The organism is Frankia sp. Allo2 (genome assembly GCF_000733325.1).
GTDB classification, from domain to species: domain Bacteria; phylum Actinomycetota; class Actinomycetes; order Frankiales; family Frankiaceae; genus Frankia; species Frankia casuarinae.
In genome coordinates, this window is sequence record NZ_JPHT01000001.1 from 426,688 (window position 1) to 443,864 (window position 17,177).

13 protein-coding genes are annotated in these 17,177 nt (G+C 70.2%); 4 read left to right on the forward strand and 9 right to left on the reverse strand.

Going from position 1 to position 17,177, the window contains the following annotated elements:
- Positions 1-265: 265 nt before the first annotated feature.
- Together ALLO2_RS25315 and ALLO2_RS01790 are read right to left on the reverse strand one after the other, a co-directional pair.
- Positions 266-1,198 carry a hypothetical protein gene (locus ALLO2_RS25315; protein ID WP_023840741.1) on the reverse strand — a complete coding sequence of 311 codons (933 nt, stop codon included), beginning with the start codon at positions 1,196-1,198 and terminating at the stop codon, positions 266-268.
- Between the two features lie 658 nt (positions 1,199-1,856).
- Positions 1,857-2,630 (reverse strand): SigE family RNA polymerase sigma factor, encoded by a 774-nt coding sequence (locus ALLO2_RS01790; RefSeq protein WP_035729379.1) that lies wholly within the window; start codon positions 2,628-2,630, stop codon positions 1,857-1,859.
- 920 nt (positions 2,631-3,550) lie between these two features.
- Here ALLO2_RS01790 and ALLO2_RS01800 point away from each other — a divergent pair.
- Positions 3,551-4,543, forward strand: a complete 993-nt coding sequence (locus ALLO2_RS01800) for an NAD(P)H-quinone oxidoreductase (protein ID WP_084588325.1) — start codon at positions 3,551-3,553, stop codon at positions 4,541-4,543.
- Positions 4,544-4,624: 81 nt separating this feature from the next.
- Complete coding sequence (locus ALLO2_RS01805) at positions 4,625-5,197, forward strand: bacterial proteasome activator family protein (protein ID WP_011438675.1); 573 nt, start codon at positions 4,625-4,627, stop codon at positions 5,195-5,197.
- Between the two features lie 128 nt (positions 5,198-5,325).
- On the opposite strand, the gene ALLO2_RS01810 is transcribed toward ALLO2_RS01805, so the two are convergent.
- From ALLO2_RS01810 to ALLO2_RS01820, 3 genes are all read right to left on the reverse strand, one after another.
- Entirely contained in the window at positions 5,326-6,861 is a 1,536-nt protein-coding gene (locus ALLO2_RS01810) for a metallopeptidase TldD-related protein (protein ID WP_011438674.1), read from the reverse strand.
- Positions 6,858-8,426, reverse strand: a complete 1,569-nt coding sequence (locus ALLO2_RS01815) for a TldD/PmbA family protein (RefSeq protein ID WP_011438673.1) — start codon at positions 8,424-8,426, stop codon at positions 6,858-6,860. Before ALLO2_RS01815 ends, ALLO2_RS01810 begins: the two co-directional genes overlap by 4 nt.
- A gap of 292 nt (positions 8,427-8,718) precedes the next feature.
- Positions 8,719-9,513 (reverse strand): Cof-type HAD-IIB family hydrolase, encoded by a 795-nt coding sequence (locus tag ALLO2_RS01820; RefSeq protein ID WP_035729177.1) that lies wholly within the window; start codon positions 9,511-9,513, stop codon positions 8,719-8,721.
- A gap of 170 nt (positions 9,514-9,683) precedes the next feature.
- Here ALLO2_RS01820 and ALLO2_RS01825 point away from each other — a divergent pair, with 170 nt between their 5' ends.
- Together ALLO2_RS01825 and hisG are read left to right on the forward strand one after the other, a co-directional pair.
- Positions 9,684-10,013: a phosphoribosyl-ATP diphosphatase gene (locus ALLO2_RS01825; protein ID WP_241882770.1), complete on the forward strand. Its 330-nt coding sequence runs from the start codon at positions 9,684-9,686 to the stop codon at positions 10,011-10,013.
- A gap of 40 nt (positions 10,014-10,053) precedes the next feature.
- Positions 10,054-10,902 carry an ATP phosphoribosyltransferase gene (gene hisG / locus ALLO2_RS01830; protein ID WP_035729385.1) on the forward strand — a complete coding sequence of 283 codons (849 nt, stop codon included), beginning with the start codon at positions 10,054-10,056 and terminating at the stop codon, positions 10,900-10,902.
- 16 nt (positions 10,903-10,918) lie between these two features.
- Here the strand turns inward: hisG and folE are convergent, their stop codons facing one another.
- The 4 genes from folE to ALLO2_RS01850 form a co-directional block, all read right to left on the reverse strand.
- A complete protein-coding gene (folE, locus tag ALLO2_RS01835; protein WP_035729386.1) occupies positions 10,919-11,653 on the reverse strand; it encodes a GTP cyclohydrolase I FolE in 735 nt (244 codons plus the stop codon).
- Complete coding sequence (gene ftsH / locus ALLO2_RS01840) at positions 11,650-13,911, reverse strand: ATP-dependent zinc metalloprotease FtsH (RefSeq protein ID WP_011438668.1); 2,262 nt, start codon at positions 13,909-13,911, stop codon at positions 11,650-11,652. The genes folE and ftsH overlap by 4 nt, the downstream gene beginning before the upstream one ends.
- A gap of 235 nt (positions 13,912-14,146) precedes the next feature.
- Complete coding sequence (hpt, locus tag ALLO2_RS01845) at positions 14,147-15,934, reverse strand: hypoxanthine phosphoribosyltransferase (protein ID WP_035729178.1); 1,788 nt, start codon at positions 15,932-15,934, stop codon at positions 14,147-14,149.
- Between the two features lie 82 nt (positions 15,935-16,016).
- The gene (locus tag ALLO2_RS01850; RefSeq protein WP_011438666.1) at positions 16,017-17,138 is read right to left on the reverse strand and encodes a zinc-dependent metalloprotease; all 1,122 of its coding nucleotides are present in this window, start codon (positions 17,136-17,138) and stop codon (positions 16,017-16,019) included.
- Positions 17,139-17,177 lie beyond the last annotated feature (39 nt).

Here is a 17,177-nt window from a genome sequence, read left to right on the forward strand (position 1 = left end):
ACCTTGGCCGGGCCGGCCAGCCCGCGTGCCGCCGTCGACGGCCGCTTGGCGACCCGTCCGCCGGGCTGGGGGGGTTAGCCGGGGAGCGAACGGGCCGAAACACCGCCGGACCTCCTGGCGCGGGGGGCCGGTATGGCGTTCATCTGTCAGTCGTCCGACGGAGGTTGATTGGTTGCCGTCGTTGTGAAGATTTTTCTTCCGCATGGTTGCCTGTGGTTCCGCATGGTCAAGTGCAGACCCCCGTAACCGGCGCAGACCCGCGCCGTCAGCGCAGGACTGCGGCCGCCAGCGTCCAACCCGATGTGCCCCCGCTGGAGATGGTGACCGACGTCGTGCCGATTCCGGCAGGCAGCCCGATGCTCACCACTCCATCGGCCGAGCCGTCGGCGATCGGTGAAGGCAGGGTCTGGGTGAAGGTCTGCGTGCCGCCGATGGAGGTGACGATGATCTGCACCCGCCCGGAACCGGATCCGAGGAGGACGTCCAGGGTGAGCGGAGACTGCGAGACGAAGACCGTCAGCCGGGCCGAGCCCTGCAGGGACAGCCGGTCGGTGTCATCCACACCGGTCGCGACCGGTGTGCCCTCCGTCCAGTCGAATCCCGAGGATGACGGCACGGACGTGCCCAGCAGGGTGCCGGTGTCGATCAGCGGCATCACGATGGCGGCCCGGTTCTGCACACCGTCCCACGAGCCCCCGAACAGCACCCAGTCGAGAGTGCCGGGGCCCGGAAGCCGTACCCGTGATCCACTGGGGAAGGGGGCGACGGTGCTGGTGTAGATCCCGCCGCCGAGGCCCGCGAACGTTCCGCCGGGCAGGGAGGATCTGCTGTCACCATGGTTCGCGGACGGTCCTGTGGACGGTCCCGCGGACGGTGACGGTGCGCCGCCGCCACCGCTCGCGGACCCCGGGTCCGCCGGGTCCGGGCCGGCGGACCTCCGTGCGGCGCTCGCATCGCTCGTCGCGTCCGGGACGGCGGCGCTGACCCCGGATGTTCCGGCGGGGCTCGACCTGGCCGGTTCCGGTGGAACCGCCGCAGTGGCCTGGGGCGACGTGACCGGCGTCCGTACGACCGGAGACGTCGTGACCAGCGTGGCGGACGGCCGCGGCTTTGCCGTGACGGTCGTTGTGGGCGGAGCCGGGGAGTTCGATCCCGACGGCCCCAGCAGGGCCAGGGCCGTCAGGGCCGTGATGCTCATGATGGCGAGTAGTGCCCCCGTGATCGTGCCGCGTCGGGCGACCGAGCGCCGCCGGGAACGGGGCCAGTGGTGGGACCGGGGGAGCCGGTCGGGGCTGGTGGACCGGCTGGATCGGCGCCGTCGGCTCGATGNGGTCTTCGCGACGGTACGGCCCAGGCGGTGCTGCCGGGTGATGATCCGCCCATCCCCGGTCCGGGTGCCGGAGCCGATCGAACCAAGCGGTCTGAGTGGTCCGTTAGCGCTGAGTGGACCGCTCGGGCCGACAGGTCCGATCGGGCCGAGGGGGCGGATGATCGTGCTGCTCAGGGGAGCATCGACCGCCGCCGCGACACGTCCGCGGATGCGATCGGAGTCGGGGTGGTGCCGGCCCATCTCGGCGCTCAGCATGCCGCGGAGTCGGTCGGGGAACGGAAGCTCCCCCAGGCCGCCGCCATGACCGTCGCCGCCGCGGAACTCGCCGACGCGATCGGCTGACCCTCGACCATCCGCGCTCGGGCTGCTGGTTTCGCGGTCGCCTGTTCCGTGGTCGCTGATCACGCGGTCACCCGTCTCCGGAGTGGAGGGACGGCAATCGGCCGGAGGCTCGCCGCGCCGCGCTGCCGCGCCACCCTGCGCATCATGATCGAGCTCCTGGAACCCCGGGCGCCTTCTGCGTCATCTATGCCTCGCCGACTCGCTGCTGCCACCAGGGCCATAGCTTGACGCGGCCGAGGCGGGCGAACGCCGACGGGCTCGGACCCGCCGGNTTGCCGGACTGACCACTGCCCCGCCGCCGTCCCAGGCGACCCGAGCCCGACCGGGAGCCATTCATCCGGGAACTGCCCGATCGGGATGTGGCGCCGCGTGATGTGCCCGGCCGACCGGACGATACCTGTGGCCTCGCCACCTCCGCGGCACCGGCCGGCGGCAGCTCGGTGTTCTGGAGAATCCGCTCCAGTTCGGCGACTCCCTTGGCGGTCTGGCTCTTCACCGTGCCGACAGAGATACCCAGCGTGCGAGCCGTCTCGATCTCCGACAGGTCGAAGGCGTAGCGGAGCACGACACAGGCACGTTTGCCTGGCGGCAGTGTCATCAGCGCGGAGCGCAGATCCATGACCGCGGGGAGATCGGGTATCCGCGCCGACTGGTCGGCTCGCTGACCAAGGAAGAGCAGCCCGCGTCGCTCGCGGACGACCTTCCGGACCCGGTCGGCCGCCAGGTTGGCGACGATCCGCCGGACATACGCCAGTGGAAGGTCCGCGGAGCGGACCCGGTCCCAGGCGGANCAGGCGGCCGTCAGGGCGTCCGCGGTGATGTCGTCCGCGACGTCGTGATCGCCGGTCAGGAGATACGCAAACCGGCTCAGCTCGCGGTGATGTCTCTCGAAGAAGGCATGAAACTCCGCCTGGGTATGGGGATGTTCGGGCTCGTCGTCGGCCGCGACCGCTTCCACTGGCACGCTCCCCGGGCCCGTCGAGGCCGGCGCGTCCGCGGCGCCGGCCGGACAGCCGATGCTGTGGTCGTCTGTCACTGGTTGCAGAGAACCATGAGTTCAGGGCGATATGCATATGACGGTAGCGACTCGATCGGGTATGCGTCGTGGTACCTGGATGCCGAGTGGGGCGGTCACTGTTAATACGCTCGAAGCAGTGGCTTTACCCTCGGTCCGATGATGTCGGGCTGGCCACACATGGTGATGGTCCTGGCGCGCGTTGACATCGGCCACGGGGGCAAACCCGTCTCGGACCGGCCGAGGCAGCCACATTATAGGACATAGGGGCATAGGACTTGACGGCATAGGATCGGAGATGCGAGCCGATGAACCGAGATCCGGACGGGACAGCCGCGATGACGGGGCGGCGCACGGATGCGCGACGCCGGTCCAGCGGGGTGACCGGCGACCAGGCCGCGGCGAGGGACGAGCCGCCGACATGGGATGCTAGGACGATGTTTCCGCCGCGACGCCCGCCGGGTACGGCGAAATCTATGTCTGCCCTGTCTGGTCCGGCTGCCCTGTCCGCCCGGTCTGGTCTGTTTACCCGGTCTGGTCTGGTTGCCCCGTCTGTCGTGATGCCCGAGGCCGTCCGTCCCCATCGCCCGAGTCCCCCGCCCCCGCTCGATCCGGACACCCCGATCCCGGATGATCCCGGCCCGCTCCTGCCCGACGCTCCTGACCTGCCGCCGGCTCCGCACGAGCCCTCCCCGTACACCGAGCCGGTTCCCGGCGCACCCCAACCGGAGCCCGAGCCGGTCTGAGGCCCGAGCCGGCGTCCGTCCACCCCACCGGAACATCCGTACGGCCGCGGCATGAACATGCCCGCACGCCGGATGATGCCGCGGCATCGCGTGCCGAGGAGCCGTAGCGTGTGACGGATGCATGCTGTGACGGTGAAAGCGCCCGGTGGGCCCGAGGTCATGACGTGGTCGACGGTGGCGGACCCTCCTGCCCCGGGGCCGGGCGAGGTTACCCTGGAGGTGGTCGCGACGGCGGTGAACCGCGCGGACCTGCTCCAGCGGCAAGGTTTCTACCCGCCGCCGCCCGGTGCCTCTGAGATCATCGGGATGGAGTGCTCCGGGCGGGTGGCGGTTCTCGGCGCCGGCGTGGACCGGGTTGAGGTCGGGGCCGAGGTGTGCGCGCTGCTCAGTGGGGGCGGCTACGCGAGTCGGGTGAACGTGCCGGTCGGCCAGGTGCTGCCGGTCCCGGCCGGGGTCGACCTCATCACGGCGGCCGCTCTGCCCGAGGTCGCCTGCACGGTGTACTCCACGGTGTTCGGCATCGCCGGTCTGCGTGACCGCGAGGTCTTCCTCGTGCACGGCGGGGCGTCCGGCATCGGGACCTTCGCGCTCCAGGCGGTCCGCGCGCTGCGTCCGAACGCGCTGGTCGCGACCACCGCCGGCACCGCGGCCAAACTGGCCAGGGTGCGGGAGCTCGGCGCCCACATCGCGGTCTCCTACCGTGACGACGACTTCGTCGCCAGGATCCGCGAGGCCACCGACGGCCATGGGGCGGACGTCATCCTCGACAACATGGGTGCGGCGTATCTCGCCCGCAACGTCGCCGTGCTGGCCGTGGGAGGCCGTCTGGTCGTCATCGGCCTGCAGGGCGGGGTGAAAGGGGAGCTCAACCTCGGCGCCCTGCTCACCAAGCGGGCGGCGGTCCACGCCGCGTCGCTGCGCGGGCGGCCGGTCGAGGAGAAGGCCGACATCGTGACCGGTGTCCGCGGCGACTTCTGGCCGGCGATCGAGGCGGGGGCGATCCGGCCGGNCATCGATCGGGNGCTGTCGATCACCGAGGTCGCGCGGGCGCACCAGCATGTGGCTGATTTCGGACATGTCGGAAAGGTGGTACTCACGATCCCGGAATGACCCTCGATGGGTGACACCCGGCGTGACCGTGGAGGCGAAGCCAGTGCCGTGGGAGGCGGATCACGGGGCAGGATAGGGGGCATGACGGATCAACCGGAACCCCGCGTCGTGGTCGTCGGGCCTGACGGCGCGCTGCACGAGACCGCGGACTCGGGGGTACCCGACCGGCCGGTGCGGCCGCTGGCCCCGGACGGTGGCCAGGCGCCGCAGGCCGCGGAGGAGCTGGACGGCGGCAACCCCATCGCCGCGCTGGTCTCCCAGCCCGACAAGGTGATGCGCATCGGTACCATGATCAAACAGCTGCTCGAGGAGGTCCGGGCCGCCCCGCTGGACGACGCGAGCCGAGTCCGGCTGCGCGAGATCCACCGCAGTTCCATCCAGGAGCTCTCCGACGGGCTTGCCCCGGACCTGCGCTCGGAACTCGATCGGCTGTCGCTGCCGTTCGACGAGGAGCGCACGCCGTCGGACGCCGAGCTGCGAATCGCCCAGGCACAACTGGTCGGCTGGCTCGAGGGTCTGTTCCACGGCCTGCAGACCGCGCTGTTCGCCCAACAGATGGCCGCCAAGGCTCAACTCGAGGAGATGCGCCGACGGGCCCTGCCGAGCGGGCAGCAGCCCGGCAGCGAGACGTTCGGCCGCGGGGCCTACCTCTGACTGACCCGTTTTTCATTGACCCGTCCCCGAATCGACCCGTCCCCGAATCGACCCGCGATGGTGAACCGGGAGCCATGGCTGCTCGCGGTTCACCATCGATGGTTCGATGCCCCCGGCCCGGCCGGCGGTCAGTTCGCCGGGCTGACCGAGGACATGTTGAAGTCGGGGATCCGTACCGCGGGCATGCGGGTGAGCGTGAACCAGTCCGCCCATTCCCGCGCCATGGTGCGGGTGGTGGCGCCGATCTCGGCCAGGCGGCCGAGCAGGTCGACCGGTGACTCGTTGAAGCGGAAGTTGTTGACGGCCCCGGTGACCTCACCGTTCTCCACCAGGTAGACCCCGTCCCGGGTGAGGCCGGTGAGCAGGAGCACCTCGGGATCGACTTCGCGGATATACCACAGGCTGGTGAGCAGGAGCCCGCGTTTCGTCGAGGCGATCATCTCCTGCAACGACGCGGAGCCTCCGCCGTCCAGGATCAGATTGTCGATCATCGGGGTGGTCGGGACCCCGGTGGCACGGGCGGACGCACGGGTCTCCACGAGGGCGGCGAGGGTGCCATCCGAGATCCAGTCGGTGGGCCTCAGCGCCAGTCCGTTGTCGAAGACGCTGGACATCGACGAGGAGGACTGCGCGGTCACGAAGGTGGTCGTCGCGAGTTCCGGGTCGTGCGGATCGCTGGCCAGCCGCAGTCCCGCCGGTCCGATCGCCTCGCCGAGACGCGTGCCGCCGCCGGCCCGGCTGAAGACCGTCCGGCCCTCGGCCGCGTCCCGACCGGCAGCCGTCCAGTACATGTAGATCATCAAATCCGCCACCGCGGAGGGCGGCAGCAGCGTCTCGTACCGGCCGGCCGGCAGTTCCAGCGACCGTTCGCACCAGGCCAGCCGGTCGCGCAGCGCCGCGTCGGTACCCGCGACGTCGACGTCGGTGAAGTCACGGGTCGACTGGCCGTGCCAGACCGAGCCGCCGGGAACGCCGCTCTTGGCGTTCCACTCCACGCTGCCGGTCGGCTGGCTGTACCGCAGCCGCAGCCCCGTCGACGTCCCGAGCCACGTGGTGGTCAGATTGTGCTCGGCGAAGCCGAACAACCGCCGCCCGCCCGCCCGCGCCGCGGCGAACGCCTCCGCGAGGTCCCGGGCGAAGGAGGCGAACACCGTGGTGCTGGTCCGGGCGGCCGGATCGGTGAAGGCCTCGGCCGCGTCACCCGCCGACCCCGCACCCGCCGACCCCGCACCCGCGCCGACGTCCGTCGTGTCCAGCCCGAGCAGGTCCGTGTAGTCCTCGGCATCCTCGGCGTCCCGGGCCGCGTCCTCGGCGGCGCGGACGAGTTCCGCGAGGCCGTCGGCATCGGTGGGATGCGGCAGGTCGGTGGGACGCGCGGTGGGGTGGCCGCCGGAACCGGGGGAGTCGATGGTGGAGGCCGTCCGCACCCCGAACGAGCGGCCGATGACGCTGATGACGGTGATCGACCGATCCCGGCTGGCGCCGTTGGTCGTCAACGTGTTGTTGGCCCAGCGCAGGTTCACCGCGCTGGACTCGGTGGCGATCACTACGCAGCCGTCCGCCTTCGACAGGCCCAGGGCGCGTTCGACGATCTCATGGGCGGTCTCGCGCACCGTGCTTCCTCCGTCGGCTGAGGCTGGTTGCGGTCCGGCCGGCCGGCTCATCGACCGGCCTCTCGGCGAGCATTGAGAATGTTGGTGGCGCGGAACAGAGCCGACGGGCAGCCGTGGCTGACGGCCGCGACCTGGCCGGGTTGGCCCTTGCCGCAGTTGAACGCACCGCCCAGCACGTAGGTCTCGGGGCCTCCCACGGCCTCCAGGGATCCCCAGAAGTCGGTCGTCGTCGCCTGGTAGGCGACGTCGCGGAGCTGGCCGACGATGCGACCAGCGCGGATCTCGTAAAACCGCTGGCCGGTGAACTGGAAGTTGTACCGCTGCATGTCGATCGACCAGCTCTTGTCCCCGACGACGTAGATGCCGCGGTCGACCCGGCTGATCAGCTCCTCGGTCGACGGGCCGCCGGGCGCCGGGAGCAGGGAGACGTTCGCCATCCGCTGGATCGGCACATGGGCGGGGGAGTCGGCGAACGCGCAGCCATTGGAGCGGTCGCCCCCGAGCACGGCGGCATTGCGGGCCGCCATCGCCCGGTCGAGCTGATAGCCGACGAACTGGCCGTCGCGGACGATGTCGAACCGGCGGGTCTGCACGCCCTCGTCGTCGTAGCCGATGGTCGCGAGCCCGTGCAGGGCGGTGCGGTCCCCGGTGACGGTCATCGCCGGGGAGCCGTACCGCAGCGTGCCCAGCTGGTCGAGGGTGACGAAGGAGGTACCGGCGTAGGCGGCCTCGTAGCCGAGCGCCCGGTCGAGCTCGGTGGCGTGCCCGATCGACTCGTGGATCGTCAGCCACAGGTTCGACGGGTCGATGACCAGGTCGTACGGCCCTGGTTCGACTGAGGAGGCCCTGGACTTCTCGGCGAGCAGACCCGGGATCAGATCGATCTCGCTCTCCCAGTCCCAGCAGCCGGCCGCGGGGCCCGCCACCAGCCACTCCCAGCCTCGACCGACGGGCGGGGCGATCGTGCGCATCGACTCGAAGCCGCCCGCGGGATCGACCCGGGTCGCCTCGATCTGGCAGATCACCCGCACCCGTTGCTGTGTCGTCGTGGTCCCGGTCAGGTCGGCGTAGTACTTGTTCTCCATCACCGCGCTGAACCGGCCGTCGACATGGTCGACATCGTGCGCCGCGAACAGCGTCCGACACAGGCCGCCGACCCGTTCGACCCGGTCCCGGGCGTCGACCGCGAACGGATCGGTCGCGTAGGCCGAGACCCAGACCGCGTCGGTGTGGGTCGGTTCCGCGGCGAGTTCGACTGGTTCGGAGTTGAGCGGGGCGGCGACTCGGGCCATCTCGACGGCTTCGCGGGCCAGCCGCGCCGCCTCGTCCGTCGTCAGGTCGACGCCGGCGGCGAAACCCCAGGTGCCGCCGTGCACCACCCGGACAGCCAAGCCCAGCGTCGCGCCTTCATGGCGACTTTCCAGCGAGGCGTCGCGGAACGACAGCGAGGAGTCCTTGAGCCGTTCGACGCGGATGTCGGCGTGCGTCGCGCCGAGATCACGTGCGGTCTGCAGAGCCGCGTCGGCGAGTGCGGTGCGCGGCAGCGCGAGGAACTCGCCGTCGATCTCGTGAGCCGGCAGCCCGGATGAGGCCGAGTCCTGGACGAGGGGTGCCATGTCCCTATCCTGGCCCGTCTGTGCGACGGGTGTCGGGGCGGCATGCCCGGGTGTCGGGGCGGCATGCGGACGCTGTGCATGCGGACGCTGTGCATGCGGACGCGCTGGGAGCGCGAGACCGGGAGGCGATGCGTGTCCGGATCCGGCCGGGCAGGTATCAACGCGGCGGTCCACCGGGAATCCCCGTCGTCGACCGGGAACCGTCCGGAGGGTATTCGTGGAGAGTATCCGGCCCGGTATGCGGCCCGATCGTGATCGGGACGGACCGGAATGCCCAGGAAGATCATCGTGGTTATGGGAAAAGCCGCTCCAGGACGATCGCGACCCCGTCCTCATCATTCGACACGGTGATCTCGTCGGCGGCGGCCAGTACTTCGGGATGGGCATTCGCGACGGCGACCGCGTATCCGGCCCAGGCGAACATCGGTAGATCGTTCGGCATATCTCCGAACGCGATGACGTCGGCGGCGACCACCCCCCGCCCGGCGGCGAGTTCAGCCAGTGCCACCGCCTTCGACACCCCCGGCCCCGCGATCTCGAGAAGGTCCGCGCTGGAGGTTGTGACGACGGCGTCCACCCCGGCGAGTTCGACGATGGCGTCGTACACTTCCGTGAACGGAGCGCCCCCCCGCCGGACAAGCAGTTTCGTCGCCGGCAGGACGCCCAGCAGCTCCGAGAACTCCGCGACAATCTCCTTGGGATCCGGCCACATCGCCTCGAAGGCGGGTTCCCGGCCGAAGCGCACGCCGCTCTCGACCGCGAACACCGCGTCGGGAACCGCGGCGCGGATCGCCGCCGCCAGCCGCAGGGCCGTGGCCGATTCCAGACAGCGCTGGCTGACCGGCTCGCCGGAGTCGAGATCGAAGACCAGCGCGCCGTTCGCGCAGATCGCGAGCCCGGAGACCTCGGTCTGGGCGACGACGCCGGCCATCACCCGACTGGGTCGTCCCGTCACGAACACCACGGTCGCCCCGGCGCGTTCCACCCGGCGCAACGCCCCGCGGGTGCGTTCGGACACCGNGCCGTCGCTGCGGATCAGCGTCCCGTCCAGGTCGGTGGCGACGATCGCGGGCGGAAGCACAGTCATCAAGTCAACCAGCAACATGGCGGCCGGTGCAGGGACTCCGGTGCAGGGACTCCGTCGCATCGGCTTGCCGGCTGGCCGCGGAGCGCGTGTCTGTGGTCGTCGTGTGCCGCTCCGCACCGCGGGCCCGCGGCGCGGAGGTTGTCCGCCCGGTGACGGGTAGCATGCCGAGCATGCTCCCTGCCGATCGGTCCGCCGTGCCATCCGTCGGCGCATCCGATTCGTCGAATGTATCCAACCTGAAAACATTCGACGAACTCTTCGTCGAGCTTGCCGAGAAATGGCGGCGTCGGACACCCGGCTCGGGAACTGTCGCCGCGCTCGATCAGGGCGTCCACCATCTGGGCAAGAAACTGGTCGAGGAGGCCGCTGAAGCGTGGATGGCGGCCGAGCACGAAGGCCGGGGAAGGGCCGCCGAGGAGATCTCCCAGTTGCTCTACTGGAGTCAGCTGCTGATGATTTCTCTAGGCCTTTCGCTGGACGACGTATACTCCCATCTGTGATCGATGTCCTGCCCTTTCTCGTAGACGCTGAGTAGTGATGATGCTTCGTATCGCGGTTCCGAACAAGGGGGCGTTGTCGGCCGCCTCCGGTCAGTTGCTCTCCGATGCCGGCTACCTCGCGCGGCGCGAGGGGAGCGAGCTGGTGATCGCCGACGTCGAGAACGACATCGAGTTCTTCTTCCTGCGCCCTCGGGATATCGCTGTCTACGTCGGGTCGGGTCGTCTCGATCTTGGCATCACCGGGCGTGATCTCCTCCTCGATAGCAGTGCCGCCGCCGAGGAGCTCGTTCCGCTTGGATACGGGTTCGCCACGTTTCGTTACGCCTCTCCGGAGGGGACGCTCGCGGACATCACGGAGCTCGCCGGCAAGCGGATCGCGACGTCGTTCCCCGCGCTGGTCCGAGCCGACCTTGCCGGCCGGGGGGTCACCCCGGGTGACATCGTGACTCTGGATGGTGCGGTCGAGACGGCGGTGCGGCTCGGTGTCGCGGACGCGGTCGCCGACGTGGTCGAGACCGGCCGTACGCTCAAGGCCGCGGGTCTGGAGCTGCTCGGCGAGCCGGTCCTGCGCTCGGAGGCCATCGTGATCGCCAAGAGAGGCGCGGACCTGTCCCCTTCGCATGAGCGTCTGCTGCGCCGGATCCAGGGGGTTCTGGTCGCCCGGCGGTACGTGATGATGGACTACGACGTTCCGACGGCCGTGCTCGACAAGGCATGCGAGATCACGCCGGGCTACGAGTCCCCGACGATCTCTCCGTTGCAGCGCGAGGACTGGGTCGCGGTGCGGGCGATGGTGCTGCGCGCCGAGGTCAACCGCATGATGGACGACCTCTGGGAGCTGGGTGCCCGGGGCATCCTCGTCTCCGGGATTCAGGCCTGCCGCCTGTAATCCCTGCCACCCGGAGCTACCTGTGCAGGATGAGCGACATGCCCTCGTTGCGGGTAGCGGTGCTGAGGAACTGGCCACGCACCGCGGATGTCACCGTGGTGGCCCCGGGCTTGCGCACACCGCGCATCGACATGCACAGGTGCTCCGCCTCGATGACGACCATCACTCCGCGCGGGTCGAGCACCTCGACGAGGGCGTCCGCGATCTGCGAGGTCAGCCGTTCCTGGACCTGCGGACGACGGGAGTAGAGGTCGACCAGCCGGGCAAGCTTCGACAGGCCCGTGATCTGGCCCTTGCTGTTGGGGATGTAGGCGACGTGCGCCTTGCCGGAGAACACGACCAGATGATGTTCGCACAGCGATGAGAAATCGATGTCGCGGACCAGCACCATCTCGTCGTGACCCTCATCGAAGACGGTGGTCAGGACCTCGGAGGGATCCCGGCCAAGACCCTCGACGGCTTCCCGGTACGCCCGCGCGACCCGGTCCGGGGTCTTGCGAAGACCCTCGCGGTCCGGGTCCTCGCCGATCCCGATCAGTAGCTCACGAACCGCGCGTGCGACTCGGTCGTGGTCGAAGGGACGGACCTGCCGCGGCCTGCCATTGCCCGGCGCCAGGGTTGACGCAGCCGGTCCGTCGCCGTCGGGGTCCGGGATGCCGAAACCGTCCATTCCTGGGGCCTCCGCCGCGGGAGATGATTCACTTCGTCGTTCGCCCGCGGCAGTGGACGCCTCGTCGGAATAAGACGTCAACGGCGTCTCCTCTCGTCGTCGCTCGGCCAGCTTGGCGGGGCCCACGGGTTGGCGATCCTCGGCCCGTCATGGGCCGGACCCTCGCCTCCGGGGGGCGCCGGCGTGCCCTGGCCCTGGGGATAACCGTGCCCCCCGGGGCTGCCATTCCCACCCGGACCACCGACATCCGTGCCGTGCGGTACGCCCCCGCCCGGACCGGACGGGTCGACCCCGGGGCCCGAGCCCGCTGGTGCCCCCGGCACGCCGGCGGGCTGACCGTGACCGCCGGCCCTGTTGCCCCCGGTTCCGTTGCCGCCCGGTCCGCGTCCGGCGGCACCATTACCGTGGCCCGGGTCGTTCACCAGGTCGGCGACATCCGCCGTCAGCAGGCCGAGCTCGGCCGGGGTCTGCACCGGTGGCCGGTCGGAGGGGACGCGACGCCCCACCCCGGTGTAGATGCCACGCACGGGGCGTTTCTGGACCGTCGCGAAGACCTCGGCGACCTCGTCCTTGCTCAGCGTCTCGGTGTCCATCAGCCGCAACACGAGGTTGTCCAGTACGTCCCGGTAGGTCACCAGGATCTCCCAGGCCTCGTCGTGTGCGGCCTCGATCAGCCGGCGCACCTCGATGTCGATCTCACTGGCGACCTCTTCGGAGTAGTCGCGTTGGTGGCCGACCTCCTTGCCGAGGAAGACCTCGCTGTTCTCGGTGCCGAACTTGATCGCGCCGAGCTTGTCGCTCATCCCGTACTGGGTGATCATTGCTCGCGAGATCTGGGTGGCCTTCTCGATGTCGTCGCTCGCCCCCGTGGTCGGGTCGTGGAACACCAGCTCCTCGGCGGTGCGCCCGCCGAGCAGGACGGCGAGGCGGTCGAGCATCTCCGAGCGGGTCGAGAGGTACTTGTCCTCCAGGGGAAGCTGCATCGTGTACCCGAGCGCGCGCCCCCGGGGCAGGATGGTCACCTTGTGCACCGGGTCGGAGTTGGGCAGCGCGTGCGCCACGAGGGCGTGGCCGCCCTCGTGGTAAGCGATGCGCTTCTTCTCCTTGTCGCTCATCGCGCGGGTCTTGCGCTCCGGTCCCGCCATCACGCGGTCGATGGACTCCTCGAGCAGCGCCGACGAGATGAATTTCAGGTTGGAGCGGGCGGCCAGCAGGGCTGCCTCGTTCAGTACGTTGGCCAGATCGGCACCGGTGAACCCGGGGGTCCGCCGGGCGATGACCATCATGTCGGCGTCCGGGCCGATCGGCTTGCCCTTGGCGTGCACCCGCAGGATGGCCTCGCGGCCGAGCAGGTCCGGCCGATCCACGACGATCTGCCGGTCGAAGCGGCCGGGCCGCAGCAGGGCCGGGTCGAGGATGTCGGGCCGGTTCGTCGCGGCGATGAGGATGACCCCGCCCTTGACGTCGAACCCGTCCATCTCGACCAGGAGCTGGTTGAGCGTCTGCTCCCGCTCGTCGTGGCCACCGCCGAGTCCCGCTCCGCGGTGGCGGCCCACGGCGTCGATCTCGTCAACGAAGATGATGGCGGGCGCGTTGGCCTTGGCCTGTTCGAACAGGTCGCGAACCCGGCTGGCGCCGACACCGACGAACATCTCGACGAAGTCGGAACCCGAGATGGAGTAGAAGGGCACCCCGGCCTCACCCGCGACGGCCCGGGCCAGCAGCGTCTTGCCGGTTCCCGGCGGGCCGTAGAGCAGGACCCCCTTGGGAATCTTGGCTCCGATCGCCTGGAACTTGCCCGGGTTTTCGAGGAACTCCTTGATCTCCTCGAGCTCCTCGATGGCCTCGTCCGCACCGGCCACGTCGGCGAACGTCGTCTTCGGCGTGTCCTTGCTCACCAGCTTCGCCTTGGACTTGCCGAAGTTCATGACCCGGTTACCGCCGCCCTGCATCTGGTTCATGAAAAAGAACAGCAGAAGGACGACCAGCAGTACGGGCAGCAGGTTCAGCAGGAGCGAGACCAGGATGTTTCCACGGTCGACCGAGACGTCGTAGGCGACCCGCTTGTTGCGGAGCTCGTTCGCCAGGACGACACCCTGTTCGGTGACATAGGACGACTCGAACTTCTGGCCGTCCTTCGTCTGGATCTGGATGAGCTGCTTCGAATCCTGGATCTTGGCCTTCGCCACCTGGCCTTCGTCGATCTGCTGCTGGACGAAGTTCAGGTCTCGCTTGCCGTACTCACTGGGACCCGAGAGGACGCCCGTCGTGAGAATGATCACGAACAGGACCAGGAGCAGCAGTGGCACCCAGCCGCGGAAGATTCTTCTTGGAGTCATCTGTCTGGAGCACCGGACACGAGCGCTCCACCCTCCTGACGTGTGTGCTGCCCTCGATCGGGATTCCCTTGTGCCGAGGGTACCGCCGGTGCGCGCATCTCACCGCGCGTACATCCGACCAACGGATCGGCGGCCCGCGCTGTTCCGATCGTGGCGGTCTGATGGTGTTCGGTGTTTCGCTCGTGGCGGATGCGGNGACCGAGGGCGNATCCGAGCGGGCGGAAGGCCAGCGGGCTCAGGCCGGGGCGCCCCTCTCGATCGCCGCGGGCGTGAGGGTCCCGACAAACGGCAGGGTTCGATAGTACTCCGAGTAGTCAAGGCCGTACCCGACGACGAACGCGCCGGGAAGATCGAAGCCGACATATCGGACATCCACATCCACGGTGACAGCCTCGGGCTTACGGAAGAGCNCCAGGACCTCAAGCGAGGCGGGGCCGCGTGAGCGCAGGTTCTTCAGCAGCCAGGACAGGGTCAGCCCGGAGTCGATGATGTCCTCGACCACCAGGACGTCCCGGCCCTCGATCGACCGGTCCAGATCCTTGAGGATGCGCACCACCCCAGACGAGGAGGTTGACGACCCGTACGAGGAGACCGCCATGAACTCCATGGTCAGCGGGACCGTCAGCGCGCGGGACAGGTCCGCCATGACCATGACGGCGCCCTTGAGCACGCCCACGAGCAGGATCTCCCGGCCGGCGTAGTCGGCGTCCACCCTGGCCGCGAGCTCAACGATCTTCGCGGCGATCTCGTCCGAGCTGACCAGGACCTCGGCGATGTCGGGATGCGGGCTGTGCCGGGGGCCGTCATGGGCGCCTCCGGTGTCGGGGGTCGTCGTCGCGGTCTGACTCACCTGGTCGTCCTCCTTGATGTGTGGCGCGGTGACGGCATCCGACCGTCGGGCGGCATCCGACCGTCGGGCGGCGGGGCCGGCTGGCGGCGGTGGAGGAACCACCGGCCCGGTCAGCGTGACCCTGTTCTCCCATCGCCGGGCAAGCACGCCGGTGGGAAGCGGTACCGGCTTCTGCCCGCGCCACCGCGTCACCAGCTCCTCCACCGCCCAGATGTGCTCCGCGCGCAGCGCGGAGGCCGACGCTCCGACGTCGATGGCCGCCCGGCGCAGCAGCCGACCGCGGACCGCCGCGGTGAGCCCGGCCAGCGCGGCGACGTCGAAGGCGACCTCGCCGGTGCACGGCCGGCCACGAGCCCTGACGACCTTGCCGTAGACCTCGGCGGCCATGGCGTCCAAGGCGTCCGCGTCGGCCCGCAGCAGATCGGCACTGCGCGCCAGCGACTCGGCGATGCCCGGGCCGAGCTCCGTCTCCATCACTGGCAGGACCGTGTGACGCACCCGGGACCGGGTGAACGCTGGGTCCCGGTTCGTCGGGTCATCCCACACCTCGAGCCCCTCGGCGAGGCAAGCGGCCCTGGTGTCCGCGCGGCGGATCCCGAGCAGTGGCCGGCTAAGCAGGCCGTCGTCAGCCGACATCCCCCCGAGGGAGCGGGCGCCCGCGCCCCGCGCGAGCCTCAGCAGCACCGTCTCGGCCTGGTCGTCCAGCGTGTGGCCGAGAAGCACCGCCNGGGCGCCGAGCCGGTCGGCGGCCGCCGCGATCGCGGCCCGCCGTGCCTGTCGGGCGATCCCCTCGGAGCGAGCGGTGTGCTCGGTCAGGACCTCCACCGGATCCAGGCCGAGGGCCCGACCCTGGCGGGCGACGCGCTCCGCCCGTTCGGTCGAGCCGGTGTCCCAGCCATGATCGACCGTGACCATGCCGGCCCGCAGGGCGCGGCGGGGGGCGACGAACGCGAGGGCCGCGGCGAGCGCCAGGGAGTCCGGGCCGCCGGAGCAGGCGACCAGCACTAGTCCGCCGGGTGGCAGGTCGGTGACCGCGCGGCGAACCGCCAGCCTGACTGCCGCGACCGCGGGAGTGGGAGATCTCGACGAGAGAACCGTGCGCGGAGCCGGATCGCCCGGTCGGACGTCGCCGGCATGGCCGGTGTGGTCCTCACCGGCGATCGGTGGGGTCACAGCGTCGGCCGGAAGGCGGATGTGGAACAGCCCGGGGAGTCGGCGGCCCCGACGACCCCCGCGGCCCCGACGACCATGGTGCTCACGCCGAGATCGGCGGGCGGCTGCCCAGGACCCGTTGCATCCAGGCGGTGGGATCGACCAGCTCGGCGCGGGTCGGCAGCGCCGCCGGTGACTCCCAGACGGTGTTGAAACCCGTCACCCCGGCCTGCGCGACCACCGCACGCACGAACGCCCCGCCCTGGCGGTACTGCTGCAGCTTGAGATCGAGACCGAGGAGCCGGCGGACGAACCGGTCGATCGGCGATCCCCCGCCGCGGCGACCCTCGAACTTCGTCCGGATGTCGGCGACGGTGGGTACGATCTTCGGCCCCACCGCGTCCATCACCTGGTCGGCGTGGCCCTCCAACAACGTCATGATGGCCTGGAGGCGGTCGAGAACCGCTCGCTGGGCCGGGGTCTGCAGCGCCTCCACGACGCTCGGGCTGTCGGCCTCCCGGTCGAACACCGCCCCGCGCAGCGCGCTCATCGCCGAGCGGACGCGGTCCGCGAGGACGTCCGGATCGAGGTCCGTGGCCTCAATGAACGCGGTGATCTCGGACTCCAGGTGGGTCCGCAGCCACGGCACGGCGGTGAACTGACTGCGATGGGTCTGCTCGTGCAGGCATACCCACATCCGGAAGTCTCGCGGCACGACCCCCATGGCCGCCTCGGCGTGCGCGATGTTCGGCGCGACCAGGCTGAGGCGCCCGACCGACCCCGGCACGTCGGGCGGACCCGGATCGTCCCTCCCGGCCTGGTACTCCTCCGGCGGGAGGAAGACCTCGTACTGGCCCAGCACCTTGCCGGCCAGATAGGCCAAGGCTGTGCCGATCTGGACCCCGGTGACCCGCCGACCGACCGCCGCGGCGAGGTTGCCGCGCTGCTGTTCGGACAGTTTGCCCAGCAACGGGGAGGTCAGCACCCGCAGACCGGCGACGTTGGAGCGGACCCACTCCAGCCGGTCCACCACGGTGATGGGGGTGGCCGGCCCGGCGGGAGTGAGCCGGGTGTAGTCCTCGACGTGCCGCTCGGCCTCGACGGCCAGTCGCCGCAGCTCCGAGACGACCTCGCCGGCCTGCTCCCGCGAGATCTGCGGGCCGGGGCGAACCAGTTTCCTCGCCGTCGTCACGGCGAGTTCCCAGTCGACCAGCTCGGCGTCCACGAATCCGAGCGTACCGGGCTCGCCCGTCGTCTGGGTCCG

What these genes read in the sequence shown, in the direction of transcription:
- ALLO2_RS25315 (WP_023840741.1), bottom strand. Translation starts at nt 1,198, where the DNA reads ATGAGCATCACGGCCCTGACGGCCCTGGCCCTGCTGGGGCCGTCGGGA.
- ALLO2_RS01805 (WP_011438675.1), top strand. Translation starts at nt 4,625, where the DNA reads ATGACGGATCAACCGGAACCCCGCGTCGTGGTCGTCGGGCCTGACGGC.
- ALLO2_RS01810 (WP_011438674.1), bottom strand. Translation starts at nt 6,861, where the DNA reads ATGAGCCGGCCGGCCGGACCGCAACCAGCCTCAGCCGACGGAGGAAGC.
- ALLO2_RS01815 (WP_011438673.1), bottom strand. Translation starts at nt 8,426, where the DNA reads ATGGCACCCCTCGTCCAGGACTCGGCCTCATCCGGGCTGCCGGCTCAC.
- ALLO2_RS01825 (WP_241882770.1), top strand. Translation starts at nt 9,684, where the DNA reads ATGCTCCCTGCCGATCGGTCCGCCGTGCCATCCGTCGGCGCATCCGAT.
- hisG (WP_035729385.1), top strand. Translation starts at nt 10,054, where the DNA reads ATGCTTCGTATCGCGGTTCCGAACAAGGGGGCGTTGTCGGCCGCCTCC.
- ftsH (WP_011438668.1), bottom strand. Translation starts at nt 13,911, where the DNA reads ATGACTCCAAGAAGAATCTTCCGCGGCTGGGTGCCACTGCTGCTCCTG.